The 24572-nt window shown below is 67.4% G+C and carries 21 protein-coding genes; 7 read left to right on the top strand and 14 right to left on the bottom strand.

Annotated features, from left to right (window positions below; genetic code table 11):
* Position 1 precedes the first annotated feature (1 nt).
* Positions 2-1009, top strand: a complete 1008-nt coding sequence (locus IPJ61_RS01555) for a Gfo/Idh/MocA family protein (RefSeq protein ID WP_297102335.1) — start codon at positions 2-4, stop codon at positions 1007-1009.
* Here the strand turns inward: IPJ61_RS01555 and IPJ61_RS01550 are convergent.
* The 4 genes from IPJ61_RS01550 to IPJ61_RS01535 form a co-directional block, all read right to left on the bottom strand.
* The gene (locus IPJ61_RS01550; RefSeq protein ID WP_297102333.1) at positions 996-2003 is read right to left on the bottom strand and encodes a LacI family DNA-binding transcriptional regulator; all 1008 of its coding nucleotides are present in this window, start codon (positions 2001-2003) and stop codon (positions 996-998) included. The two genes, IPJ61_RS01555 and IPJ61_RS01550, sit on opposite strands and share 14 nt — an antisense overlap.
* A 75-nt stretch (positions 2004-2078) precedes the next feature.
* Positions 2079-3257: a Gfo/Idh/MocA family protein gene (locus tag IPJ61_RS01545; RefSeq protein WP_297102331.1), complete on the bottom strand. Its 1179-nt coding sequence runs from the start codon at positions 3255-3257 to the stop codon at positions 2079-2081.
* A 37-nt stretch (positions 3258-3294) separates the two neighbouring features.
* Complete coding sequence (locus IPJ61_RS01540) at positions 3295-4224, bottom strand: sugar phosphate isomerase/epimerase family protein (protein ID WP_297102330.1); 930 nt, start codon at positions 4222-4224, stop codon at positions 3295-3297.
* Between the two features lie 229 nt (positions 4225-4453).
* Positions 4454-5440: a substrate-binding domain-containing protein gene (locus tag IPJ61_RS01535; protein ID WP_297102328.1), complete on the bottom strand. Its 987-nt coding sequence runs from the start codon at positions 5438-5440 to the stop codon at positions 4454-4456.
* A gap of 246 nt (positions 5441-5686) precedes the next feature.
* On the opposite strand from IPJ61_RS01535, the gene IPJ61_RS01530 reads away from it, so the two are divergent.
* Positions 5687-6700, top strand: a complete 1014-nt coding sequence (locus tag IPJ61_RS01530) for a LacI family DNA-binding transcriptional regulator (protein WP_297102326.1) — start codon at positions 5687-5689, stop codon at positions 6698-6700.
* 57 nt (positions 6701-6757) lie between these two features.
* Here the strand turns inward: IPJ61_RS01530 and IPJ61_RS01525 are convergent, their stop codons facing one another.
* Together IPJ61_RS01525 and IPJ61_RS01520 are read right to left on the bottom strand one after the other, a co-directional pair.
* Positions 6758-7687: a sugar phosphate isomerase/epimerase family protein gene (locus IPJ61_RS01525; RefSeq protein ID WP_297102324.1), complete on the bottom strand. Its 930-nt coding sequence runs from the start codon at positions 7685-7687 to the stop codon at positions 6758-6760.
* An 18-nt stretch (positions 7688-7705) separates the two neighbouring features.
* Positions 7706-8749: a Gfo/Idh/MocA family oxidoreductase gene (locus IPJ61_RS01520; RefSeq protein WP_297102322.1), complete on the bottom strand. Its 1044-nt coding sequence runs from the start codon at positions 8747-8749 to the stop codon at positions 7706-7708.
* A 518-nt stretch (positions 8750-9267) separates the two neighbouring features.
* Between IPJ61_RS01520 and IPJ61_RS01515 the strand changes: the two genes are divergently transcribed.
* From IPJ61_RS01515 to IPJ61_RS01505, 3 genes are all read left to right on the top strand, one after another.
* Complete coding sequence (locus IPJ61_RS01515) at positions 9268-10836, top strand: sugar ABC transporter ATP-binding protein (RefSeq protein ID WP_297102319.1); 1569 nt, start codon at positions 9268-9270, stop codon at positions 10834-10836.
* The gene (locus IPJ61_RS01510; protein ID WP_297102317.1) at positions 10836-11837 is read left to right on the top strand and encodes an ABC transporter permease; all 1002 of its coding nucleotides are present in this window, start codon (positions 10836-10838) and stop codon (positions 11835-11837) included. The genes IPJ61_RS01515 and IPJ61_RS01510 overlap by 1 nt, the downstream gene beginning before the upstream one ends.
* A gap of 63 nt (positions 11838-11900) precedes the next feature.
* Positions 11901-12893 (top strand): substrate-binding domain-containing protein, encoded by a 993-nt coding sequence (locus tag IPJ61_RS01505; RefSeq protein WP_297102314.1) that lies wholly within the window; start codon positions 11901-11903, stop codon positions 12891-12893.
* 60 nt (positions 12894-12953) lie between these two features.
* On the opposite strand, the gene IPJ61_RS01500 is transcribed toward IPJ61_RS01505, so the two are convergent.
* Positions 12954-14144 (bottom strand): Gfo/Idh/MocA family protein, encoded by a 1191-nt coding sequence (locus IPJ61_RS01500; protein WP_297102313.1) that lies wholly within the window; start codon positions 14142-14144, stop codon positions 12954-12956.
* Between the two features lie 105 nt (positions 14145-14249).
* On the opposite strand from IPJ61_RS01500, the gene IPJ61_RS01495 reads away from it, so the two are divergent.
* Positions 14250-15275: a LacI family DNA-binding transcriptional regulator gene (locus tag IPJ61_RS01495; RefSeq protein ID WP_297102311.1), complete on the top strand. Its 1026-nt coding sequence runs from the start codon at positions 14250-14252 to the stop codon at positions 15273-15275.
* An 80-nt stretch (positions 15276-15355) separates the two neighbouring features.
* On the opposite strand, the gene IPJ61_RS01490 is transcribed toward IPJ61_RS01495, so the two are convergent.
* From IPJ61_RS01490 to IPJ61_RS01460, 7 genes are all read right to left on the bottom strand, one after another.
* Positions 15356-16879, bottom strand: coding sequence for an HNH endonuclease signature motif containing protein (locus tag IPJ61_RS01490; RefSeq protein WP_297102309.1), 1524 nt, complete (start codon positions 16877-16879; stop codon positions 15356-15358).
* 292 nt (positions 16880-17171) lie between these two features.
* Positions 17172-18035 (bottom strand): sugar phosphate isomerase/epimerase family protein, encoded by an 864-nt coding sequence (locus IPJ61_RS01485; RefSeq protein WP_297102307.1) that lies wholly within the window; start codon positions 18033-18035, stop codon positions 17172-17174.
* Positions 18036-18069: 34 nt separating this feature from the next.
* Positions 18070-19086, bottom strand: coding sequence for a zinc-dependent alcohol dehydrogenase (locus tag IPJ61_RS01480; protein WP_297102305.1), 1017 nt, complete (start codon positions 19084-19086; stop codon positions 18070-18072).
* A 1-nt stretch (position 19087) separates the two neighbouring features.
* On the bottom strand, positions 19088-20041 hold the full coding sequence (locus tag IPJ61_RS01475) for an aldo/keto reductase (protein ID WP_297102303.1): 954 nt from the start codon (positions 20039-20041) through the stop codon (positions 19088-19090).
* Between the two features lie 92 nt (positions 20042-20133).
* Positions 20134-21132, bottom strand: coding sequence for a substrate-binding domain-containing protein (locus IPJ61_RS01470; RefSeq protein WP_297102301.1), 999 nt, complete (start codon positions 21130-21132; stop codon positions 20134-20136).
* A gap of 7 nt (positions 21133-21139) precedes the next feature.
* Positions 21140-22165 carry a sugar phosphate isomerase/epimerase family protein gene (locus IPJ61_RS01465; RefSeq protein WP_297102299.1) on the bottom strand — a complete coding sequence of 342 codons (1026 nt, stop codon included), beginning with the start codon at positions 22163-22165 and terminating at the stop codon, positions 21140-21142.
* Complete coding sequence (locus IPJ61_RS01460; protein ID WP_297102298.1) at positions 22162-23334, bottom strand: Gfo/Idh/MocA family protein; 1173 nt, start codon at positions 23332-23334, stop codon at positions 22162-22164. Before IPJ61_RS01460 ends, IPJ61_RS01465 begins: the two co-directional genes overlap by 4 nt.
* A 128-nt stretch (positions 23335-23462) precedes the next feature.
* Here IPJ61_RS01460 and IPJ61_RS01455 point away from each other — a divergent pair, with 128 nt between their 5' ends.
* Positions 23463-24479 carry a LacI family DNA-binding transcriptional regulator gene (locus IPJ61_RS01455; RefSeq protein ID WP_297102296.1) on the top strand — a complete coding sequence of 339 codons (1017 nt, stop codon included), beginning with the start codon at positions 23463-23465 and terminating at the stop codon, positions 24477-24479.
* The last annotated feature ends 93 nt before the right edge of the window (positions 24480-24572 follow it).

Genomic DNA, 24572 nt, shown 5'->3' with positions numbered 1-24572 from the left:
GATGCGGATCTCGCTCGTCGGGTCCGGGATCATCGGCGCCGCGCACGCCACTCGGCTCGACTCGATGCCCCGGGTCACCGAGTTGCTCCTCGCGGACTTCGTCGACGGCCGCGCCGCCGAGTTGGCCGCGAGGCTGACGAAGGCCCGCGCGGTCACCGTCGACGAGGCCTTCGATCCAGGGCTCGACGGCGTGGTCATCACCGCGAAGACGTCGCGGCACGCGGAGCTGCTGCACCGCGCGCTCGACGCCCGGCTGCCCGTGTTCTGTGAGAAGCCGATCGCACTCGACATCGAGACCACCCGCGCCGTCGTCGAGCACGCGGCCCGGGTGCCCGACGTGCCCGTGCAGATCGGGTTCCAGCGCCGCTTCGACGCGGGCTACACCCGCGCCAAGGCCGCCTACGAGGGAGGCGCGCTCGGGTTCGTGCACACGCTGCGCGCCACCACCTTCGACCACGAGCCGCCGTCTGCCGCCTACGTGCCGACGTCGGGCGGCCTCTTCAAGGACTGCGCCAGCCACGATTTCGATGCCATCCGATGGCTGACCGGCCGCGAGGCGGTCAGCCTCTACGCGGTGGGGTCGAACATGGGGGAGTCGTACTTCGGCGAGAACGGCGACGTCGATTCCGGCAGCGCGATCGTCACCTACGACGACGGGATGGTCGCCGTCGTCAGCGCCAGTCGCAACAACGGCGCGGGCCATGACGTCCGGCTCGAGCTGCACGGCTCCGAGGGTGGGCGGTTCGTCGGCCTGGACGACCGCGCCCCGCTGGTCACCGCCGAGGCGGTCCTTTCCTGGCAGCAGGCGGAGCCGTACCTGATCTACCACGAGCGGTTCGAGGACGCCTACGTCGCCGAGCTGGCGCACTTCCTGGACGTGATCGAGGGACGCTCGTCGACGGCGTGCACCCCGGCGGAGGCGCTGGAGGCGCTGTACCTCGCTGAGGCGTGCGTGCGGTCCGTCGCCACGGGCCGGCCCGTGCGGATCGCCGAGCTCAGGGCAGAGTAGGCGGCGGCGCCGTCGTCGCGCGGACGATGAGCGTCGGCGTCGAGGCGACGATGGCGGCCGGGGCATCGGGATCGGCCAGACGGCGCAACGCGGCCTCGGCGGCCAGTCGGCCCAACTCCTCGCCGTGGATGTCGACGGTGGTCAGCTGCATGCCGGGCGTGCGGCTAACGGGCGTGTTGTCGTAGCCGACGACGGAGATGTCGTCCGGGGTGCGCAGACCCCGCGCGGACATGGCGTCGATCACGCCCATCGCCGCCTGGTCGTTGTGCGCGAACACCGCTGTCGGGCGCCGGGCCGGCGGCAGCGCGAGGGCCGGCGCGATGTCGGCTGCCGCCTTGGTGCGGGAGTAGTGCGAGGCGACGACGTGCGGCTCAAGGCCCGCGGCGGCCATCGCCGCGAGGTAGCCACGCTGCCGGTCGAAGTAGCCGGAGGTTTGCGGGTTGGCGAGGAACGCGATCCTGCGGTGCCCGAGCGAGATCAGGTGCTCCGTCGCGGCGGTCGCCCCCGCGAGGTTGTCGGAGTGGACGCTGTCGACGCCGTCGATCTGGCGGGCGACGCTGACCAGCGGGACGTGCTCGTTGAAGGCGCGCACGGCGTCGTCCTCGAGCAGAAGCCCCGTGGCGATCACGACGTCCACGCGCGACTGCAGGAGGTTGTCCAGCGCCTCGGCGTCGCGCTGGCCGTCGATCGATCCGACGGCAAGCACCAGGTGCCGCTGGCGGGCGTCGGCGACGTCACGGATGCCGTCGAACATGTCGGCGTAGACGTCCTGGCGCAAGTCGAGCAGGAACACACCGAACGTGTCGCTCGCCTTGCTCGCCAACTGGGAGGCGACGCGGTTGACGCGGTAGCCGAGGCGGTCGGCGGCTGCCAGGATCCGCTCCCTCGTCTGCTCGTTGACGCCGGCCACGTTGCGAAAGGCCATGGAGACGAGGGCGCGCGAGACCCCGAGTTCGGTGGCGATGTCCTGCATCGTCACGGTCTTACTGGCCATCGGTCACCCCGCAATCACCCAGAAATGTAGCCGAAAGGCCCGGCCGGTCTCCTCGGCCGGGCCTCCCGGGGTCTCTCACACGAGGGTGCTGCGACCCTCGTCGGCGGCGCTGCGCACGATCGCGTCGCACACTTTCATGGTGTGGAGGCCGTCGGCGAACGTGGCGCACGCGGGCAGCGTCGACTCGCGGCCGAGGACCTGGTCCAGGAACGCGCGGGTCTGGTAGATGAACAGGTCGCCGTAGCCGAACGAGATGTTGCCGCCGGGCATCGGAACCGCGTCGTCGAACACGCGGGCGGTGCTCGGGGCGACGTAGACGACGCGGTCGCCCTGGGTGTTGCCCTTCGGCTGCTTGTCGCTGACGATGAACTCGGCGGGGCGGGCCCAGTCGAACACGGCGCGCGACTGCGTGCCGGTGACGGTGATGGCCAGGTCGTTCGGGGTGCCGTAGGCGACGCGGGACACGCGGAAGGTCGCGATGGCGCCGCTCTCGAACTTCGCGGTGAAGGCCACCGAGTCGTCGTTGGTGACGGCCTCGACCTCGTCGGACAGCTCCGCGTGGTCGTGTCCGATGACGTTGCCCATCGGCAGGTGGCGCTCGGGGATCGCGATCGACAGCTCGGCGCCGGCGACCGACACGATCGGGCCGCAGACGTACTCGGCCAGGTCGATGATGTGCGCGCCCAGGTCGATCAGCGCGCCGGTACCCAGCGGGCCGCGGAAGCGCCAGCTCATCGGGCCCTCGGGATCGGCCGCGTAGTCGGCGAGGTAGTGCGCCTCGACCATTGCGGGGGCGCCGAGCTCACCGGAGGCGAGCAGGTCGCGGATGGCCTCGATGCCGGGGTTGCGGCGGAACGAGTACGCGGTGGCGGCGACCGTCGTCGCCTTCTCTGCTGCCGCGACCATGGCCTCGGCGTCCTCGATCGAGGCGGCCAGCGGCTTCTCGCACAGCACGTGCTTGCCTGCGGCCAGCATGGCCTCGGCGACCTCACGGTGCAGCGAGTTGCCGACGACGATGCTCACGACGTCGATCGTCGGGTCCTCGGCGACCTCCTGCCAGGTGGCGACGGCCTTCTCGAAGCCGTAGCGGTCGGCTACCTCCTGCGCGAGGTCGAGGTTGATGTCGGCGATGGCGGCGAGGCGGATCTGGGGAAGGCCCGCGCCGTGGATGGTGTTGGCCTGGCGGTAGCCGTTGGCGTGGCTGCGGCCTGCCATGCCGGCGCCGATGACGGCGACGGAGAGCTGCTCGGTCATGGGGTGTGCTCCTTGGGAATGAGGGTGGGTGGGGTGGTCAGAGCAGGCCGAGGTTGTTCTCGGCGAGCACCTTGCGGGTCTCGATGGCGAGGGGGAGCGGGACATCCGGCGCGCAGGGGTAGAGGTCCTGCTCGACGATGACGTAGAGGTCCTTTTCGAGATCGGCAAGGGCGTCGATCACGGCGCCGACCTTCGGCTGGCCGCCGTCGGGCGTAACGCATACGCCCAGCGAGACGGCCTCGCCGAAGGACAGGTCCTCGGCGCGGACGCGCTGGACGACCTCGGGGTCCATCTGCTTGATGTGCACGATGCCGATCCGGTCCGGGTAGGTCTTGATGAGGTCGACGGTGTCGACCTCGCCGTACTCGAGGTGGCCGGTGTCGAGGCAGAACGACACGTACTCCGGATCGGTCTCGGAGAAGAAGCGATCGATCTGCTCGCGGGTCTCGATGTGCGAGTCGCCGTGCGGGTGCACGGCCATGGTCACTCCGTAGTCCTCCTTGAGGAGCTTGCCGAGCTTGTTGGCGTTGCGGGCGATGCGTGCCCACTCTTCGTCGGTGAGGTTGGGGTCCTCGGCCCAGCCGCCGGTCTGCAGGTCACGCAGCATGGGGGGGAGGTAGACGAGGAACTTCGCGCCCAGCGCCTTCAGTACTTCCGCGTTGGCGCGCATGTCCTTCTCGGTCTGGTCCCAGTCCTCGTCGCGGTGCAGCACGCCGAACTGGGTGCCCGCCACGACGGTGATTCCGCGCCGTGCGCACTCCGCGCGCAGCGTCTCGGGATCGGTGGGGAGGAAGCCGAACGGGCCGGTCTCGATGTACTCGTAGCCGGCCTCGGCCACCTCGTCGAGGAAGGTCTGCCAGCCGACCTGCTTGTCATCCTCGGGGAACCAGACGCCCCAGGAGTCGGGTGCGGTGCCGACCGCGAGCGTCGAGTAGCGGGGATCAGTGTTGCGTGCCTTGGCGGACATGGGCGCAGCTTTCTATGAGCGTGGTGGTGGGCGCGGGGTCGCGGTGCCGTGGAGTTGTGGGGAGCGTCGATCTTTGAACCGCTCTAGGTGGAGTCTAGAGCGGTTCAAATCGTGGGGTCAAGTCGGGGTCGAACATGCAACTGCCCCGGCACGCAAGGGCGCGTGCCGGGGCAGTCACTTGTCCGACGGGGAGACCCCACCCCACGGTGGGCCGCCAGCGACAAGGCTCCTATTCGAGCCCGAGGGTCTTCTTGATCTCGGGATCGTCCAGGTTGTCGGGGGTCACGAAGACCGAGTCAGTGTAGACCAGCTTCTCCGCGGGCTTCTCGCCCTTCGTGGCCGCGACAAGCATCTCGACCGTCTGGTACCCCATGTCATAGGGGTTCTGGGCCACGATGCCCGCGACCTTGCCCTCGCGCATCAGGGTGAGCACGTCGGGATCGGCGTCCATGCCGAACGCCTTCGCGTTGGAGCCGCGGGCGATGATCTCGTCGGCGATGGCGATGGTCGAGTAGTTGCCGGTGCCGACCATGGCGCCCAGGTCCGGGTGCGCCTGGAGGAGGGCCTGCGCCTTGTCGCGCGACTTGGCCGGGTCCGCCTCGCCGTCCTGGATGTCGACGACCTCGATGCCGGGGGCGTTGGCGGCGAGCCACTCGGTGAAGCCGTCGCGGCGCTCCGCGGCCGTGCCGAGAATGCCGTTGGTGATCAGCGCGACCTTGCCAGTGCCACCCAAGACCTTTGACATCTCCTCGGCGACGTGCGCGCCGATGCCCTTGTTGTTGGAGGAGATGGTCGCGATCGGAACGTCCGAGCCGGGCAGCGGGGTGTCGAAGATCACGAACGGGATGTCGGAGTGCTGCTCCAGGATCGTCGGTGCGCCGTCCTGGATGCCGTCCTGCGGCGCGATGCCGACGGCGTCCGGCTTGTTGTTGAGGGCGGTCTGCAGCATGTTGAGCTGGCGGTCGCCCTCGTTCGAGCTGTCCGGCGCGTTGTAGGTGACCTCGGCGCCGAGCGCCTCGCCCGCGGCGAGGGCGCCGGCCTTGATCAAGGCGAAGTGATCGTCGGTCGTCTTGCCGATCATCGAGATCTGGATCTTGCCGCTGCCGCCGCCGTCCGGTGTCCCGGCAGTGCCCGGCGTGCCTGCGTCTGGCTGGCAGGCGGCGAGGCCGATGAGCGAGACGACGGTCGCGACCGCTCCCGCGATGAGCTTCTTCATTCCGTTTGACTCCTTTGTCGTCAAGCTGGGGGATGAGCGGGCGTCGGTGGTTTCCCTGCTTGTTCACAACGCCCACTAGCGACGCTAACAAGAAGAGCTAGATCGTGCAAGGTAAATCTGAGAGGAAGTCTGCTTCGATGGCGACGGCGTACGGTCCCCGCGGCGCCGCCGAGGGGTGCCCGTGTAAGGTGATCCCTGTTGTCACTGCCGGGACAGGGCAGTAAAGAGCCCACCAGGAGAGTGTGGATGTCGGACCCCAGGAGACGGCGCCCGACGATGCTCGACGTCGCAGCCAAGGCCGGCGTCTCGCGTGCGTCCGTGTCGTTGGCCTTCCGCGGCGAGCCGGGCGTCGGCGACGAGACCCGTCAGCGCATCTTCGACGTCGCCACCGAGATCGGCTACGTGCGCGACGAGGGCGCGCGGGGCCTGCGGGCGGCCAACCCCACCAACGTCGGCGTCTGCTTCGACACTCGACAGCCCTTCCAGCTGGAGCTCGTCGACGGCCTCTACAGGGCGATGGCCGACTCGATGAGCCAACTCGTCCTCTCGGGCCGCTCGGAGGACCGCTCCGAGCGCGAGGCGATCGACAGCCTCGTGGCCTTCCGCAGCGGTGTCCTCGTCCTGATCTCCTCCCTGATGAGCGAGAGCAAGCTGGTCGAACTCGCTCAGCGCGTCCCAGTAATCTCGGTCGGCAGGCAGGTCCGGGCCTCCGAGATCCCGTGGGTCGCCTCGGACGACCTGGCAGGCATGACCGCTGCTGTCGGCCACCTCAAGGATCTCGGCCACCGGGACGTCATCTATCTCTCGTCGCCGACGGCACCGGCCGGCCGCGATAGGGAGCGCGCCTTCCGGAGCGCGGCCGCGACCCACGGGCTCGAGGACCAGGTGCGGATCATGCACGGCGGCATGACCGAGCACGCGGGCGCCGTCGTGGCAGAGGAACTCCTCGGCGCGGACCGGCTTCCGACCGCGATCATCGGGTTCAACGACCGCTGCGCGCTGGGCCTGCTCGAGGTCTTCCTGCGGCGCGGGATCAAGGTTCCCGACGACGTCTCCATCGTCGGCATCGACGACTCGGAGATCGCGTCGCGGACATCGGTCAGCATGACCTCGATCCGCCAGGACCCGGCCCGGTTGGCGCAGCTCGCGTTCGAGCGGGCACAGGACCTGCTGGACGGCGCCGTCGGCCGGTCCGTTCCGCGCGGGACCCTCGTGCCCACGTCGCTGACCATCCGCGAGACGACAGCCCCGGCCCGGTAACGGCAGCCGTATCTACCGTCGCCGGGCCGGGCCGTCGTCCCGAACCTCGGATCGGGTCTACGCCAGCGCCTCTTCAAGTACGCTGACCGCCTTGGTGAGGCCGGCTTCGGGCGAGTACGACTCGTCCTCGTGCTCGATGCTCAGCACGCCGTCGTAGCCGGCCTCGGCGAGCGCCGCCACGAAGTCGGACCAGAAGGCAGTTCCTCCTGGGTGTCCTTCGCCGAGCGTGACGTAGTTCCAGGAGCGCTCGGCGACGTGGTCGAAGAAGCTGGTTTCGAGCCGCGTGCGCACGGCGACGCTCTCCTCGATCTTCGTGTCCTTGGCATGCACGTGGTAGATCGCGTCGCCGAGCAGGCGGACCGACGCGATCGGGTCGGCGCCCATCCACATCAGATGGCTGGGGTCCATGTTCGCGCCGATGATGTCGCCGATCTCCGCGCGGAGGCGCAGGAGGGTCGGCGCGTTGTACGCGAGCTGGTCGCCGTGCATCTCGAGCGCGAGCCGCTCGATCCCGTGGTCGGCGGCGAAGGCGGCGAACTCGCGCCAGAAGGCGATGGCGGTCTCCCACTGCTTCTCGCGGTTTCCCACGTTTTCAGCCGGCCAGCACGTGACGATCCACGGCGCGACGAGGTCGGTCGGGTTCACCGGGGGGAGGCCGGACATCATGACGATCTTTGTGATGCCGAGGGCTTGTGCCAGCCGGACGGTCTTTCGCGCGTTCTCGGCCTGCTCCGGGCCGGTAGCCGGGTCGAGGACGTTGCCGCTGGCGTTCAGGGCGCCGAGGGCGAGACCGCGGTCGGCGAGCTTCTGCTGCAGCTCCGCCTGGAGCTCGGGGCTGTCGACGATGGCGTCGAGGTCGATGTGCGGGGCATTCGACCAGTTCCCGGTGGCGATCTCGACCTCGGTGAGGCCGAGCTCCTTGACCTTGTCGAGCACCTCGTCGAGCGTGAGGTGCGCGAGTGCGTCGGTGAGGAATCCGATGTGCATGGTGGGGTGTCCTTCGTGTCAGAGGTAGATCTCGGGGGCGATGAGGGGATCGACGGCGAGGAACCGGCCGTCGCCGGCCTCCATCGCTTCGACCATCCGGTTGGCGGCGCGGGTGGCCAGTAGCCCGTCCCAGGCGGAGGCGAGCCGGGCGTCGGGCGTCTCGTCGCGGATGACCGAGTCGATCCAGGCCTGGACCTCGACGTCGTACGCGGCGATGTAGCGCGGGATACTGTCCTTGGGGAGCTCGTAGCCGAGGGCGCGACCGGCGCGCCGCGTGACGGCGGTGGGGTTGGCCAGCGAGAGTGTGGCGCGCTCGAACACGACCTCGCATCCCACCTCGTAGCCGTAGCTCGCGGAGACGAACATCTCGAGGGTGGTCAGCACGTCGTCGGCGGTGCGGATGAGGAGCAGCTGGGGGTCGCGGCGCGTGGTGCGGCCGGAGGAGCGGGAGCCGAGCCAGGCAACCTCGGCGATGGGGTCCCCCAGGAGCCACGGGATGAAGTCGAACTCGTGCACCGCCGACCCTGTGATGGTGTGGTCGCTGCCGCCGGGGTAGGGGGCGACGTTGCGGTGCAGGCAGTGAGTGATCAGCGCGGGTCCGTGTTCCTGGCTCTCCACGGCCGCGCGGAGCTCGACGCAGCCCGGGTCGAAGCGGCGCATGAAGCCGACGGAGATCAGGCGGTGGCCCCCGGCGGCGACGTGTGCGATCTCCCGGTCGACCACCTGCCGGCACTCGGCCTCGGTCGGGGCCAGCGGCTTCTCGCACAGCACCGGGATGCCGCGGTCGAGGGCCGCGAGACACAGGGGGGCATGGGTGTCGTCGCCGGTGGCGATGATGATCGCGTCGACGGCGGGGTTGGAGATGGTCGCGTAGGGATCGTCCGAGACAACGACGTCGCCACCGCCGTGGGCGCGGGCAATCTCGGTGGCCAGGTCACCCGCGCGTTCGAGGTCCACGTCGACGATGGCGCCGACGCGTGCTCCTGCGATCTTGGTTGCGAGGCGGCGCACGTGGTCGCTGCCCATCATCCCCGCGCCGATAACGGCGACGTTTACGGTCATGGCTGTTCAGGTCCTGTCTGTGAACGGGCGAGGAGGCGGGCCGGGAACTCCGTTGTTCGGTGACACGCCGGACTCGGCCTCGATTGACTAGCAGATTATCAAGAACTAGTAGATCGTGCAAGGTTAGGTTTGACAGGTCGCCTTGCTCGCAGCCCGGTGTCAAGCAGGCCGCCGAGCTCGCGCATGTCTGAACAAGTGCGATACCTTTGTCGGTTTGGCGTCGTCCCGCCGGACCGTCACGGGTACGGTTTTCGTCGGGACCGAGATCTCGAGTCTCGATCTGGTAACGATCACGGGGTGTCGCTGGCTGGGTGGCTCCGTCGCTGGCATCCTGCTACTGGATCAGCTACGCATCGCAGCAATGTGCTACCAAAGTGACACCTTTGTCAGCCCGGAGCCTTGACAGTGAGGTGCAGGGTTTGCAAACATTGCGCAGCACGGTTGAGCCGAATGCGGGCCGGAATCGCCCGTAACTGAGGTAACGTCCGGGCACAACATGACCAGCAAGGAGGCTGAGGATGACAGCAGCACCAGGCTCAATCCACTCCGCATCCCCGCAAGGCAAGGGGGAGATCCTGCTCGAGGCCGACGGCGTCAGCAAGATATTCCCCGGCGTACGCGCCCTCAGCAACGTGGACTTCACGTTGCGCACGGGTGAGGTGCATGCGCTTGTCGGGGAGAACGGGGCGGGCAAGTCCACGCTCATGAAGATCATGTCTGGCATCTACCAACCAGACGAGGGTGAGATCCGGCTACGCGGGGAGAAGATCGTTCTCCCCAACCCGCTGTCGGCCCATCACGCAGGCATCAGCGTGATTCACCAGGAGTTCTTCCTGATGAACCACCTGACCGTCGCCCAGAACATGTTCATCGGGCGCGAGCCCAAGATGTTCGGCGGCCTGCTGAACGACGACAAGGCCCTCAACCGGCAGGCGGCGGAGCTGCTCGACCGGCTCGGCGTCAAGATCGACCCGAAGGTGCCCGTCGGGCAGCTGACCGTCGCGGCCCAGCAGATGGTCGAGATCGCGAAGGCTCTGTCCTTCAACTCGTCGGTCCTCATCATGGACGAGCCGACGGCCGCGCTGACGGAGACCGAGGTCGAGGCGCTCTTCCGGATCATCGACAACTTCGTCAACGATCAGACCGCCGTCGTCTACATCTCCCACCGCATGGAGGAGATCCGGCACCTGTCCACGCAGGTCACCGTGCTCCGCGACGGCGAACTCGTCACCTCCCGAGACGCGTCGACGCTCACCATCCCGGACATCATCCAGCTGATGGTCGGCCGCAAGATCGAGTCCAACGTTCGGCCCGAGCCGCGCGAACATACGGCCCCGGTGCTGGAGGTCAAGGGCCTCTCGACCGCGCCGCTGCTCCGCGACGTCAGCTTCACCCTGGAAAAGGGCGAGGTGCTCGGCTTCGCAGGGCTGATGGGCGCTGGCCGCACCGAGACGGCCCGCGCGCTGATCGGCGCTGATCCGAAGACCAGCGGCGAGGTGACGATCCACGGCAAGAAGGTCAACATCAACCACCCGCAGACCGCGGTGGCGGAGGGTATCGGCTACCTGTCCGAGGACCGCAAGCGCTACGGCCTCATCCTCGCGCAGGACGTCACCGCGAACACGGTGCTGGCCTCCATCCCGAAGTACACACAGACCTTCCTCCTGCAGGACGGCAAGATGAAGGTGACCGCGGAGAAGTGGGCGAAGACCCTGCGGACCAAGACGCCGTCGGTCGGCCAGCGGATCAAGAACCTCTCCGGCGGCAACCAGCAGAAGGTCGTCCTCGCCAAGTGGCTGGAGCGCGACTGCGACGTCCTGATCTTCGACGAGCCGACCCGAGGCATCGATGTCGGCGCCAAGCAGGAGATCTACGACCTTCTCGACAAGCTCACCGATGAGGGCAAGTCGATCATCATGATCTCTTCCGAGATGGAAGAGGTCCTCAGGATGTCCGACCGCATCGCCGTGATGTGCAACGGCCGGATCACCGGAATCCTGTCCAACGAAGAGGCCACGCAGGAAAAGATCATGGAGCTGGCCACCCAATTCATCCCCCTAGACGACGACAAGAACGAGGTTGCGTGATGACCCAGACAAGCACTGCCGCCCCCGCCTCTCGCGGCATCCCGGAGCGTTACCGGCAGTTCCTGCAGCAGGGCCTCGTCGTCCTCGTGCTGGTGCTGCTCGCCATCTTCTTCACCATGATGAAGCCGCAGTTCGCGAGCTGGGGCAACGTATCGTCCCTTCTGCTCGCGGCCGTCGTCACCGGCGTCCAGGCCCTCGGCCTCTCGTTCGTCATCGCGACCGGCGGCATCGACCTGACGCCCGGCCTCGGCATGGCGGCGACGTCGGTCTTCGGCGCCACGCTGATCGCCAAGGAGACCGGCGCGGGCATGCCGATGATCGTCGGCATCCTCGGGGCCCTCGCGGCCGGCGCCCTCCTCGGCCTGATCAACGGCTTCCTCGTCGCCTACGTGAAGATGCAGCCGATGATCGCGACACTGGCCATGATGATGGTCTGTTGGGGCGCGGCGCTCGTGCTCGCCGACGGCAGGACGATCTCGCTGCGCAGCGTCGAGGGATTCGACCAGATCGCCGTCGGGCAGCTGATCCCCGGCCTGCCGAACGGCGTCCTCATCCTCGCGATCCTGGCGGTCATCGCCGGCATCATGATGAACAAGACCCCCATCGGCCGCTACGCGCTCGCCATCGGCTCGAACGAAGAGGCCACCCGCATCTCGGGCGTCAACACCAACCGCTGGAAGGTCCTCGCCTACGTCATCTGTGGCCTGTTCACCGGCATCTCCGGCGTCCTCATGTCGTCGCGTCTTTCGGCTGCGCAGCCCACGCTCGGCCAGGGCTACGAGATGTACGCCATCGCCGCGGCCGTCATTGGCGGTACCTCGCTGCGCGGTGGCCGTGCGTCGATCTTCGGCGCGGTCATCGGCGCCGTGACCATCCAGACCATCTTCAACGGCCTGACCGTCATGGGCGTCCAGGACCAGTGGCAGAAGATCGTCCTCGGCGTCGTCGTCCTGCTGGCCGTCTACGTCGACATCCGCCGCCGCGGCGGCAAGGAGGAGTGACCGCAGTCGGTCACCCCTGATATATCCACCCTGTTTTTCTCACGACGAAAAGGAGACACAATCGTGAAGAAGAAGCTCATCGCAGGAGCGTGCAGCCTCCTGCTGGTTGCTAGCCTCACCGCCTGCAACAACAACGCCGCAACCCCGGATCCGGGCAACACCGGCGGCGGTGGCGGCGAGGGCGGCAGCAAGCGCATCATGCTGATCGCCAAGGCCAACTCTGCCGAGTACTGGATGAAGGTCAAGGAGGGCGCCATCGCGGCCGGCCAGGCCGAGGGGTTCGAGGTCAGCTTCAACGGCCCCGACACCGAGTCCGAGGGCGACAAGCAGCTGAACCAGCTCGAGACCGCCATCAACGAGAAGCCCGCGGGTATCGGCTTCGCTCCCCAGGACGGCGCGCAGGACGGCGCCCCGCGCCTGATGGACGCCGCCCAGGCCGCGAACATCCCCGTCGTCATCTTCGACACGCCGCTGGCCGGGTCTGATGTCCCGATCGCCACTGTCGCGTCGGACAACGCGGGCATGGGCGCGCAGGCCGCCGAGCAACTCGTCACCCTGACCGGAGGCACCGGCAAGGTCGCGATCATCGCTCACGGCGAGGTCGGCACCGCCGCGGCTCGTCGCGACGGCTTCAAGGACTACCTCGCTGCGAACGCCCCCGGCATGGAGATCGTCGACATCCAGAACGGCGAGTCGGATCCGGCGAAGTCGCGCGACAAGGCGCAGGGCATCCTGCAGGCGCACCCCGACCTGGTCGGCTTCTTCGGCACCGATGACGACTCGACCATCGCCATCGCCGATGAGGTTGCCGCCAAGGGCATGCCCACCAAGATCGTCGGCGTCGACTCCTCCCCGGATGTGCTGACGCTCCTCAAGGAGGGCAAGATCAATGGCGTGATCGTGCAGAACCCCTTCGGCATGGGCCAGAAGACGGTCGAGATCCTCATCGCGGCCACCAAGGGTGAGACCCCGACCGAGAAGAACGTCGTGTCGGAGTCCGTCTGGGTGACGCCCGAGAACATCGACTCGGAAGAGGTCCAGAAGGTCATCAACTGATCTGACGGAAACGACGGCGCCCCGCAGGCCTCAGGCCTGCGGGGCGCCGCCGTTTCGCGTTCAGTTGCCCCAGGTGAGGATTCCGTCGACGTGGGGGACGTCGTGCCAGCGGCCATCCGCGGCGGAGCGCATGGCCGCCTCGTCGACCTCGGCGGCGGCCCAGGCGTCAGCGGCCGAGGGGGCCAGTTGCCTACCGGTCAGAACCGACTCGATGAACTGCGCGGCCTCCACGACCTTGGCGTCGTCGAATCCCATGGAGGTGCCCGGGCTCGGCTGGAAGCGGGAGAAGGAAGGGAAGTTCGCGCCGGCCATCACCCGTGTGTAGCCGGGGAACTCGTTGTCGCGCCCGATGCACAGCTCGAGGTCGTTCAGGTGCTCGAAGTTCCACCGCAGCGATCCCTCGGATCCATAGACCTCGAGCACGTACTCGGCGCGGGGGCCGACGGCGACCCTGCTGGCCTCCAGGGTGGCGATGGCGCCGCCCTCGACGCGGGCGAGTGCGCTGACATAGTCCTCGTTCTCGACCTTTCCCATCTCGCCGGAGAGCTCGTAGCCCGAGTGTCCGAACCCGGCCTTCGCGGGGACCGGGCGCTCGGTGATGAAGGTTCCTGTGGTCGCGGTGACCGCCTCGATGCGGCCGACGACGTACTGCACCAGGTCGACGCCGTGGCTCATCAGATCGCCGACGACGCCGCTGCCGCCCGCCGCGCGGCCGTGTCGCCAGGTGAGCGGACCGTCGGGCGAGGCCGCGTAGTCGGCGATCAGCCAGCAGCGCACGTTGTGGATGCGGCCCAGGCGGCCGCCGCGGATCAGCTCGCGGGCCTTCTCGATGGCGGGGACATGGCGGTAGTTGAACCCGACGGAGGTGATCAGCCCCGCCTGCGCGGCTGCCGTGGCGATGTCGCGAGACTCGGCGGCGGTCACCCCCATCGGCTTCTCGATCCAGAACGGCTTACCCGCCGCGGCCGCCGCGAGGGCGATCTCGCGGTGCAGGAAGTTGGGGGAGCAGATGGACACGACGTCGATCTCCGGGTCGGAGAGGACCTCGTTGTAGTCGGCCACCGCACGCGCGAAGCCCATCTCCTCGACCGCGGCCGTGCGCGTCGCCTCCGCCGTGTCGCAGGCCGTGAGGAGGTTCGTGCGGACGCCCAGCTCGGGGAACCGCTCCTGGAGGCCGCGGTAGCTGCGGGCATGGAGGCGCCCCATCCAGCCGAGGCTGATGATTCCTACGCCGATGTCGCGCTGGGCCATCGTGGTTCCTCTCATGGTGCATGCGTCACTTGTGCTGGACGGTGTTGGACCGTTCCAGCCTAGTGGGGGCGCGGGTCCCGCGCAACACACCACTAGTCTGACCGCATGCCCGAACCTGGACCGCGTGTCGAGAGGCCGCCAACGATCCGCGACGTCGCACGCCACGCCGGCGTATCGAAGTCGCTCGTTTCCCTCGTGCTGCAGGGGAAGGGGCGCGTCGGGGAGGCAAGCCGGGCGGCGGTGCTGCAGGCGATCGATGAACTGGGGTACCGGCCCAACCGTCAGGCCCGCGCGCTTTCGCGGCTTCGGTCGGACACCGTCGGCGTGGTGGTGAGCGACCTCGGCAACCCGTGGTTCGTCGATCTGCTCGCGGGCCTCACGACGACGTTGCACGGTTCAGGGCTGTCCCCGCTGCTGGCGGACAGCCGGCTGGACCAGGGGGTCGGGGTCAGCTCGGTGGAGAAGCTGCTGGCCCAGAACGTCGACGGTCTCGTCATCGTCGGCACGAACACGGAGTGGGCGGCGCTGGAAGTGGCCTCGCGGGAGGTGCCCGTCGTGTTGGCAGGCACGCTCGAACCCGAGCTTCCCCACGTGGATGTCGTCGTCAACGACGATCTGCTCGGCTCGCGGGAGGCCACCGGTCACCTGCTGGGGCTCGGCCACCGCCGGATGGTGCACCTCAGCGGTCCGGGCAAGGTGGGCAGCCTCCGCGCCCAGGGGTTCCGTGACGCCATCGCTGAGGCCGGCCTCGACGCGGAAGGCCTCGTCGTCGCGGGAGGCAGCAGTGAGGAGAGCGGGTACGCCGCTGCCCGGCGGCTCCTGACCGGCGACGAGCGACCGTCAGCGATCTTCGCGTTCAACGACATGGTCGCGATCGGCGCGCTGTCGGCGGCCGACGACCTGGGCCTTTCCGTCCCCGGCGACCTGTCGATCGTCGGCTACGACAACACCTACCTTGCACACATCCGTCACATCTCGCTGACCTCGGTCAACAGCGGCAACTTCGCCGTGGGTGCCCAGGCCGGCCGATTCCTGATCGAGCGCCTGGCCGACCCCGCGCTCCCCGCCCGCACCCACCTCGGCGTCGCGACCCTCGAGATGCGCGGCTCATCCGGAGCTATTCGAAGCTGAGGGACGTCCGAGTCTCGTCCCGGGATCGGTGTTCCGGGTGGCTGTGATGGCTTCCTGGTCCCGCGCGTGCCAGCCCGGCTTTACGCCACGGGCTCGGCGCCCGTGTCTTCTTCGGCGTGCCAGGGGTTGGGTGTCTGGGCGGCGGGCCGGGTGTGTGGCCATGGGTCGACGTCGTCGTGTGGGCAGGGTGGTGCCTCTGAGGGTGGTCCGCTGCCGTACGGACTGGATGGTGCGCCGTTGTACAGGCTGGACGGTCCGTTGCCGTATGAACGGGGCGGTCCGGTGTCGTGGGGGTTGTCGTCGGGTTCGGTGAGGGTGATGTCGTTGAGGAGGAATCGTCGGTGTTGCCGCGGCCGTCGTGCGGGGTCGATGTGTCGGGGTGGGGTGAACCACGGCCTCCCTGTCTCTTTGTCGAGGAACACTCGCCATTGGGAATGTTCGGACTGTCTGGGGTCTGGTTCGACCAGGCGGTGGTGGTGGGGGCAGAGCAGGACTCCGTTCGACAACGCGGTTTGGCCGCCGTGGTGCCACGGGACGATGTGGTGTCCTTCGCAGACGGCGGCTGTGGTGTCGCAGTGAGGGAACGCGCAGCCCTGGTCACGGGCGATCAGGGCGAGGCGCAAGGCTTTGGTGAACAGCCGCTGGGAGCGTCCGATGTCGAGGATCTCTGACTTCGGGCCGAGGACGATGGGGATGATGTCGGCGTCGCAGGCAAGCCGGCGGGCTTCACCCGCAGAGATCGGCTGTCCGTCATCTAACACTGCGGCGGGTCCGAGACGGTCGGTCAACGTGGCCAGCGGGATGGTGATTTTCGCGGCGGGCCGGTCGAACCCGTGCGCGGGCACTTCACCGGTGCTGGCGGCGGTCTCGGCGAGCAGCACCAGCGCGTCCGCGCGGCGGGCGTCGGGGGTGGGCAGCTCATCGCCGCCGCGGTAGGACGACAGGGGCGGCATCAACGCCTCGAGTTGCGCAGTCAGTGTTGCCGCAGCAGCAACAGGAAGTCTCCCGGTGAGGGTGAGGGAGCCGTGCTGGTCGGGGCGCAGCTTGAAGAACCGTCCGGCGTGGGCGCGTCGTTCCTCTGCGGCGAGACGCTCGGCCTCGGTCTGCTCCGCACCGGTGGGGTCGATGATTTCGACCATGCGGGATGCCAGTGTCTGGAGCTCTTTGGGTCCGAGTGCATCGACGTACCCGAGGACGGTGGCTTGGGCGGTTTCGAGGTCCGTGCGGGTGAGGGTGTTCGGGAGTTTCTTCAGTCCGGCGACGATCGCTTCGGCTTGGGCGAGCGACACGACACCGTTCTCTAACGCTCGTGCGATGTGACCGAATCGTTCGGCCAGGTCCCAGGACAGTTTCAGCGTCGCGGTGGCCTGCGCTGTGGTCGTCCTGGTTGAGGTGCGGATGTGATCGGTGACGGTGTCGATGTTGCTGAGGCGGGCTTCGTGGATCAGGTGGAGGCGTAGGCCGGCGATCTGGGCTTGGGTCTCATCAAGCACGGTCAGGAGCTCTTCGAGTCGGTGCGCCTGGTCGCGGGAGGTGTGGGTGCGTGCGGTGTTCCAGGCGGCAGTGAGGAACTGCTGGCTGAGGTTCCGTAGGTTACCGTTCATGTGTTCTATTGTATCGGGTGTTTGTTCGGTTTGCTACCCGTTTTGAGAGATTTCAGGCGTGATTATTGATAACGATTAAATAACGGTAATTGCGCATCTTTCACGTTGCGCGCGTTTTGTGGACAACTTTTTCAGTCTCGGCTTTCCTGTGGATAACCGGTGGTGAAGAGTCGCGTTCGTTCGGTGAGGGTTGTGTGGGTAGATCACGCTCAAGTCAGCGGGGAGGAAGGCCCAGGCGAGGCCGAGGCAGTAGGAGGCCGCCCGCCCCACGGGACGGGCGGCCTCTCCGACCTCAGCCCAACTCGGACTCGATGCGTTCGCGCATCCTGACGTGGATGGCGTCGGCATCCTCCTCCCAGCCGAAGACGCACACGGAGACAGTGCCGTCGTAGCCGATCGAGCGGAGGTGGTCGAAGGCGGGACCCCACGGGACTTCGCCGTTGCCGATCTCGTTGTGCTGATGGATCCGGGCATCCACCCCTGGCGGGTTGATGATGTACCGGTTCCCGACGTTGGCGAGATGGTTGAACACGTCCGCCACGTGCAGGTGCCGCAGCCGGTCGCCTGCGTACTCCATCAGGCCGACGGCGTCGGTCCCGCCCTGCGACAGGTGGAACATGTGCGGGAAGCAGAACTGGTAGTTGAACCAGTCCTTGTTCACCCCGCGCACGATCTGTACCGCCCGGTCGTTGGTCTCGACGAAGTCGTACGGGTGGGCCTCGACGACGCACTCGAGGCCCCGCTTCTCGAAGTGCGGGATCAGCTCCTCGATCGACTTGTAGAACTGGCCCTCGCTGCGCACCGGTTGGTTCGGGTCGCCCGAGTACTCGGTGGCGATCAGGGGGACCTCGAGGTCCTCGGCGATCTCCAGCAGGCGCTTCCAGTTGCGCACCTGGTGTTCACGCTCCTGTTCGTCGGGCGACGCCCAGTTGAACACGGGGTTGAACGACCAGATCTTCACACCTGTGGCGGCCACGGCCTTCTTCACGCGGGCGATTTCCGCGCCGTCGACCTTGGGGTAGTGGTGCCACTCGTGGAAGTCCGCGCGAGGCGAGAGCTCGATGTACTGGTAGCCGAGGTCTGCGGCCTTCTGCAGTTCCTCTGCCACCGTGAGGTGAGGGTGGTACATCGAGGGGTCGAGCAGGATCTTCACCATGTTGTCTCCTTGAGAAGAATGTTGTTGTGCGTGCTCACCGGTCAGTCCGATCGACGGTGAGGAGATACTTGAGCGCGGTGCTGGAGGTCTTCATGAGGTCGAACGCCTTCAGCGCATCCTCAAGGGGGAGCACACCCGAGGTGAGCGGCTCGATGTCGACGGATCCCCTGGACAGCAGTTCCACGGCCTCGGACCATTCATTCCGGTAGATGAACGATCCGCGGACATCGATCTCCTTGAACAGGAGGTCCTCCGTGCGGAAGGTCGGCGTCTTCTTGGAGTAGCCGACAACGACGACGGTGCCGCCCGGGCGGATGAGCCTGAGTGCAGCCCCGAATCCGCCGGGTGCACCAGTGCACTCAATGACGACGTCGGGAGCACCTTCTTCGCGGAAAACGGAGTCGGGGTCCTCCTGGGTAGGGTCGATCACGCGGTGGGCGCCCATTGCAGACGCCGTGTGACGCCGCGCCTCGGAGTACTCCATGACGACGATCCTCGCTGCGTCTCGCGCGCGCAGAACGGCCGTGGCGAGGAGTCCAATAGGTCCGGCGCCGAGCACCAGCACGATGTCAGTGGGGCGAAGTGTGGCCCGGTTCACGGCACGGACCGCCACGGCCAATGGCTCCAGCCAGGCGCCCTGCTTTGTTGTCATGTCGCCCGGGAGCTTGACGAGCCGACGCGCGGAAACCGCGACGAGGCGAGCAAGCCCACCCGGCACTGCCTGTCCAACGCTGTAGCTCGCGAGGTTGAGGCAGAGGTTGCTCTCTCCAGCCAGGCATCGTGGACAGGTCTCGCACCAGACTCCGTTTGGGTTGACCGCAACTTTGTCTCCGATGCTCCAGCCAGTGACACCCGCGCCCAGCGCCGAGATGCGTCCCGCGAACTCGTGACCCATGATGGTTCCGTCTAGGTACCCGGGGGCGGAGACGTGAAGGTCGGAGCCGCAGATTCCGCAGAACTCCACCGCGACGAGTACCTCGCCTGTGCCCGCTGTCGGCTCGGGAACCTCAGCGATGACCGGTACGCCATTCTGAAAGACGACGGCCTGCATGCTAGTTGTTCTCCTCGAGGCCGCTGAGCCACTGCCGGGATTCCACGGGGGGCCGGACGGCGAGCAGCTCGGTCAGGAGAGCCTCGTCGATGGGCGTGCTGGCGGCGACGATCGCCTCCTCGATATGACGCTCTGATCCTGCGCCGATCATCGTCATGACGCAGCCTGACTGTTGGATCGAGTATTGGTTGGCGACGAATGCGAGGTCTGCGCCGTGGACCCGGCAGATCTGACTCATCCTCTCGGCGGCGCGTTTCGCCTCTGCTGACGCGCGGTGCGCGCTGTCGGCGCGAGCCCCGTTCGGCGTGAGGAGCCCCATGACTAGGGAGGCCGCGTTGATGAGCCCCACGCCGTGCTCGTCTGCCAGGGGGCCGAGGGTGGATGTGATCGAGTCGTCGAGCAAGGTGCCGTGGGCATAGGTGAGAACCACGTCCACCTCGGCTTCGCTTACCGCGCGCGACATGGTCTTCATCGGGTACCCGCTGATGCCGATTGCCCGGCACTTACCTTCTGATTTGAGTGCTCGGAGCGTATCCAGCGACTCGGCGAAGATCTCTTCCTGAGGAACAAACTCGATGTCATGCAGCATGAAGACGTCGACGTAATCGGTGTGCAGCAGGCCGAGGCTTCGCTCCAGGCTGGCGCGCAGCGCATTCGGACTGAAGTCGAAGTCGTCGTCGCCGTAGCGGCCGGCCTTCGTCGCAAGGTAGATGTCGTCGCGGTGGCCCGCCAATGCCTTGCCCAGGCGCCGCTCGGCCTCGCCATAGTAGGTGGACGTATCGATGTAGTTGATGCCCAGCTCCAACACCCTTTCGACGATCTCGGCTGCGCGCTTGTCGTCCATTTCGCCGTAGAAGCCTCCGATCGAGCCGGTTCCGAACCCAACTCGGCTGACTTCCATGCCAGTTCTGCCCAGTGGTTCCCTCGTCAGCGAGGGGAGCGTGCTGTCGGTCACGGACATGTCCTTTCTTGAGGAGCTGTGCGGGGAGACCCGGGGGCGGTGGAAACCGCGAGGCGGATCGCCGCCCCCGGGAGAGATGCTCGCTACTACCCCTGGCCGAGAGCCTGTTTCACTGCCGGATCGTCGAGATTGTCTCCCGTCGCCCACACCGAGGGGACCTCCATGAAGCCACTCGCGGGCATGTTCCCCTTGTGCGCCTCGGCGAGAACCTTGACAGTCTGGTAGCCGATGTCGAAGGCGTTCTGCGTGACGACCCCGTCGATGTCGCCGGACTTCAGCATCGTGATGAGGTCAGGGGAGGCGTCGATACCGACGACCTTGACGTCGAGCCCCTTGCTCGCGACCTCGTCGCCCGCGGCGATGGTGCCGTTGTCGGAGGTTCCGTAGAAGCCGGCGAGGTCAGGGTGTGCCTGGAGGATGGCTTGGGCCTTGTCCATCGACTTCGCGCGATCAGCTTCGCCGTTCTGAATGTCGACGATCTCGACGTCGGGCGCGTTGGCCTTGAGCCAGTCGACGAAGCTGTCCCGCCGGATCGCCGCGTCGCCGACGGTGCCGTTGGTGATGATCGCGATCTTGCCCTTCCCGCCGATGAGCGCGGAGAGGTTCTCGGCGGCCATCTGTCCCATCTTCTCGTTGTTGGAGGAGACCGTGGTGATCGGCACATCGGAGAATGCGATCGGTCCGGCGAAGGCGACGACATTGATGCCGTCCGCCTTGGCCTTGTCGAGGATGCGCGGCGCACCCTCCTCGGCTCCGTTCTGGGCGGCGAAGCCGATACCGGCGGGCTTGCTGTTGACGGCTGCCTCCAGCTGATTGAGCTGCTTCTCGCCCTCGTTTTCGGTGTCGGTGCCGACCCAGGCGACGTCGTATCCCAGGTCCGCGCCCGCCTTCTCGGCACCCTCGCGGGCGACGATCCAGAAGTCGCCGGCGATGGCCTTGGAGACGATCGTGATGCTGGGCTTCTCGGCGTTGCCGGTGCCGCCGGTGTTTCCGCCCGACGGGGTGCCGGCAGTGTTGCCGCAGGCAGTCAAAGCGGTGGCGAGGGCCAGGCCGCACAGGATGGTTCTGATCTTGGCGAATTTCATGATGGCGTCACTTCCTCGTGGCGGTCGGGTTGGTGGTCAGGTACTGGTTCCAAGCGTCCTTCAGGACGGAGGAGGCCACTTCGAGGCCCTCGATACGGCCGAGTTCGGTGTCCTCGTGCTCGATGTTCAGGCACATCTCGGGGTCGACGTCGTGGAGCGCGGCGATGAACTCCGCCCAGTAAGCGGTGTCGTGGCCCTTGCCGAGTGCGACGAAGTCCCATGACGAGTCTTTCGGCCACTCGTTTGCCCACTCGTCGCCGCCGAGGTTGGTTCGGGGCTCGTCGGGCGAGAGGCGGCGGAAGCCGTTGTCGAGGACGCCGTTGAGGCGCGCGTGCTCCGTGTTGATCCGGATGTCCTTCGCCGCGGCGTGGAAGACCAGCGGGCCGAGATCACGGACGACGGCGACGGGGTCGGCCTGCTGCCAGAACAGGTGCGAGGCGTCCAGTTCGACGCCGACGTTGGTCGCGCCGGTGAGATCGACGAGCTTCCGGACGTCCCGCGCGTTGAACACGACGTTTTGCGGGTGCAGCTCCAGGGCCACCTTCACCCCGTGGTCCTTGGCCAGCTGGTCGATCTCCGACCAGAACGTCGCCGCGATGTCCCACTGGTAGTCCAGCACGTCCAAGGCGGCAGAGTTCCAGGCGTTGACCACCCAGTTCGGGTAGGTGGCGCCGGGTTCGCCGCCCGGAAGACCGGACATCGTGACGACGCGGTTCTGCCCGAGGGCAGCGGCGGCGCGGATGGACCGACGAACGTCGTCGGCATGCTTGGCGCCGATCTCCGGGTTCGGATGCAACGGATTGCCGTTGCAGTTCAGGCCCGCGATGCCGACGCCGGTGCCGTCGAACTGAGCCAGGTACCTCCGGGCCGCGGCGGGATCCGCGACGATCTCGTCGATCTCCTGGATATGGGTCGGGGGGAGGAAGCCGCCCGAGTTGATCTCGATGCCCTCCAGGCCCAAGCCCGCGATCACCTTCAGGGCCTCGCCGAGGGGGCGGTCGTGCAGGACCGCGTTATAGACGCCGAGCCTCACAGCGTCACCTCCACTCCGTCGGCGGCGGCCGACTGGGCGACGGCGGCCAGGATCTCCATGTTGTGCACCCCTTCGTCGAAGGAGGCGTTGCGCGGCAGCGAGCGCGCCTCGTCGACACCCGCGACTTCCTCGAGGAACGCCCGCGCCTGGAACGTGAATCCCTCATTCTGGCCGAAGCCCACGCCGGAGACGTCCATGGGGAGCCCGCCCGCGAGGTAGGGGTGGTCGGAGCCGAGGTTCACGGTCCGGTAGCCGTTCTTGCCCGGTTCGTCGTCGTTCAGGAACAGCCGGATCTGCGACGGCGTGTCCTGGTGGAAGCTCGCGGCGCCGTTCTCGCAGAACACTTCGATGTCCAGGGCGTTCGGGTAGCCGGCGGCCACGCGCGACACCTCTAGCGTGCCGACGGCATCGGCGAACTGGGCGGTGTACGAGGCGTAGTCGTCATTGGTGACCGGCTCATAGGTGTCGGAGACCGCGGCGAGGCCGTGCCCGACGACGGCGCCCAGCGGCAGTGGGCGTTCCTTGATGGCGGTGGCGAAGGCCCCGCCCCGCACCGCGCGCATGTCGCCGCAGAGGAACTCCGACAGGTAGGTGAGGTGGCTGCCGACGTCGGCCAGCGCGCCCGAACCCATGGGCCCCTGATAGCGCCAGCTCATCGGGCCCTGCGGGTTGCACCCGTAGTCGCACCAGTAGCGCCCACTGAAGTGGAGGACCCTGCCGAGCGTGCCGTCGTCGATCCACTTCCTGATCGCGGCGAGGCCTGGCTGGCGACGGTAGGTGAGGCCGATCCGGGCGATGGTGCTGGCCGCGCGGGCTAGGCGCGCCATCTCGCGGGCGGAGTCGAGGGTGTCGCTCAACGGCTTCTCGCACAGGACGTGCTTGCCTGCCTCAAGCAGTCCCCTGACCACGTCGAGGTGGAGGCTGTTGGCGATGACGACGCTGACGACGTCGATGGACGGATCGGCGGCGATCTCCCGCCAATCGGTGACCGAGCGCTCGTAGCCGTAGCGCTTGGCCGTTGCTGCCCCGAGCTCCGCGTTGATGTCGCCGATAGCGACGTACCGCAGGTCGGGCAGTGTGGACTCGTAAAGGGTAGGGGCTACCCGATAGGCGGCGGCATGTGACTTGCCCGCCATTCCGGCGCCGATGACGGCGACACCGATGGTCAACTCATCCTCCTTGATGATGATCTTGTGAATACTTGGACCGCTCCAAGTAGGAATGAGTAGACCACATCTGAAATGTCCTGTCAATCGGTTCGGTCGGTCCCGGGCGCTATGGCACAATCGCCCTTGTCATGCCGAAGCAGCAGCCCTCGTCCTCGTCGCGGCCGACGATCTACGACGTCGCCCGGGAAGCCGGCGTGTCGAAATCGCTCGTTTCGCTCGTCCTCAACGACTCCCCGCTGGTCAGCGACCCCAAGCGGACCGCGGTGCGGGAGGCGATCTCGCGCCTGGGGTACCGGCCCAGTCGTGCCGCGGCGACGCTCGCGGCCCGGCGCACCCGAGTGGTCGGACTCGTCATCGACGACTTCCAGAACCCCTGGTTCGTCTCCCTGCTGCACGGCCTGCGGGAGATCGTCGGCCCCGAGGAGCTGCATGTCGCGGTGCGCGAGCACTATCAGGTCGGTGGCCGGACGGTGAACGCCGTAGAGGGCTTCCTGAACAGCCAGGTGGATGCGCTTCTGATCGCCGGCGAGCCGGGGCACGCGTTCGACGAACTGGGGGTCCCGACGGTGCTGCTGGGAACGCGCCTTCATGACGTCGCGGGCGCCGACCACGTCGTCAGCGACGAGGCCGCGGGCGTCCGGCTCGTCATGGGGCATCTCCGCGAGCGCGGGCATGAACGAATCGGCCACGTGACCGGGCTGGGCGGCTCGGCCCGAATGCGGCTGGGCGCCTATCTCGACGACGTGGCCGCGGCGGGGGAGGAGCCGCGTTACGCGGGCGAGGGGGTCGAGACCAACGAGGAGGGCGGTTACCAGGGTGCGCTTCAGTTGCTCGACCGGCATCCCGACGTCACCGCGGTCTTCGCGGCCAACGACACCATGGCGCTCGGCGCACGGGCGGCGTTACGCGAGCGCGGCCGCGAGGTGCCCGTCGACGTGGCGCTGGCCGGCTACGACGACTCGCTGCTCGCTCGATCGCGTTTCCTGGACCTGACCACCGTCGATGCGCGCGGGCTCGACGTCGGGAGGGCGTGCGGCGACGTGCTCCTCCGGCGCCTTGCGGATCCGGCCAGGGATGTCGAGACGGTGGTGATCCCGCCGCGCCTGATCGTGCGATCCTCCACGTCGGCCGACTCGCAGGCGTGAACGGGCATTTGTCCTATCAATCGGGCTTGTATCGCGTCCATCGCGGTGTTATTGTCTATACAAACGACCCGGTAGCGAAGCCGCAACAGGACA

This window comes from Tessaracoccus sp. (assembly GCF_016714275.1).
Lineage (GTDB): Bacteria > Actinomycetota > Actinomycetes > Propionibacteriales > Propionibacteriaceae > Arachnia.
Note: the sequence above shows the minus strand (reverse complement) of the source record. Positions and strands in the feature narration are given on the sequence as shown.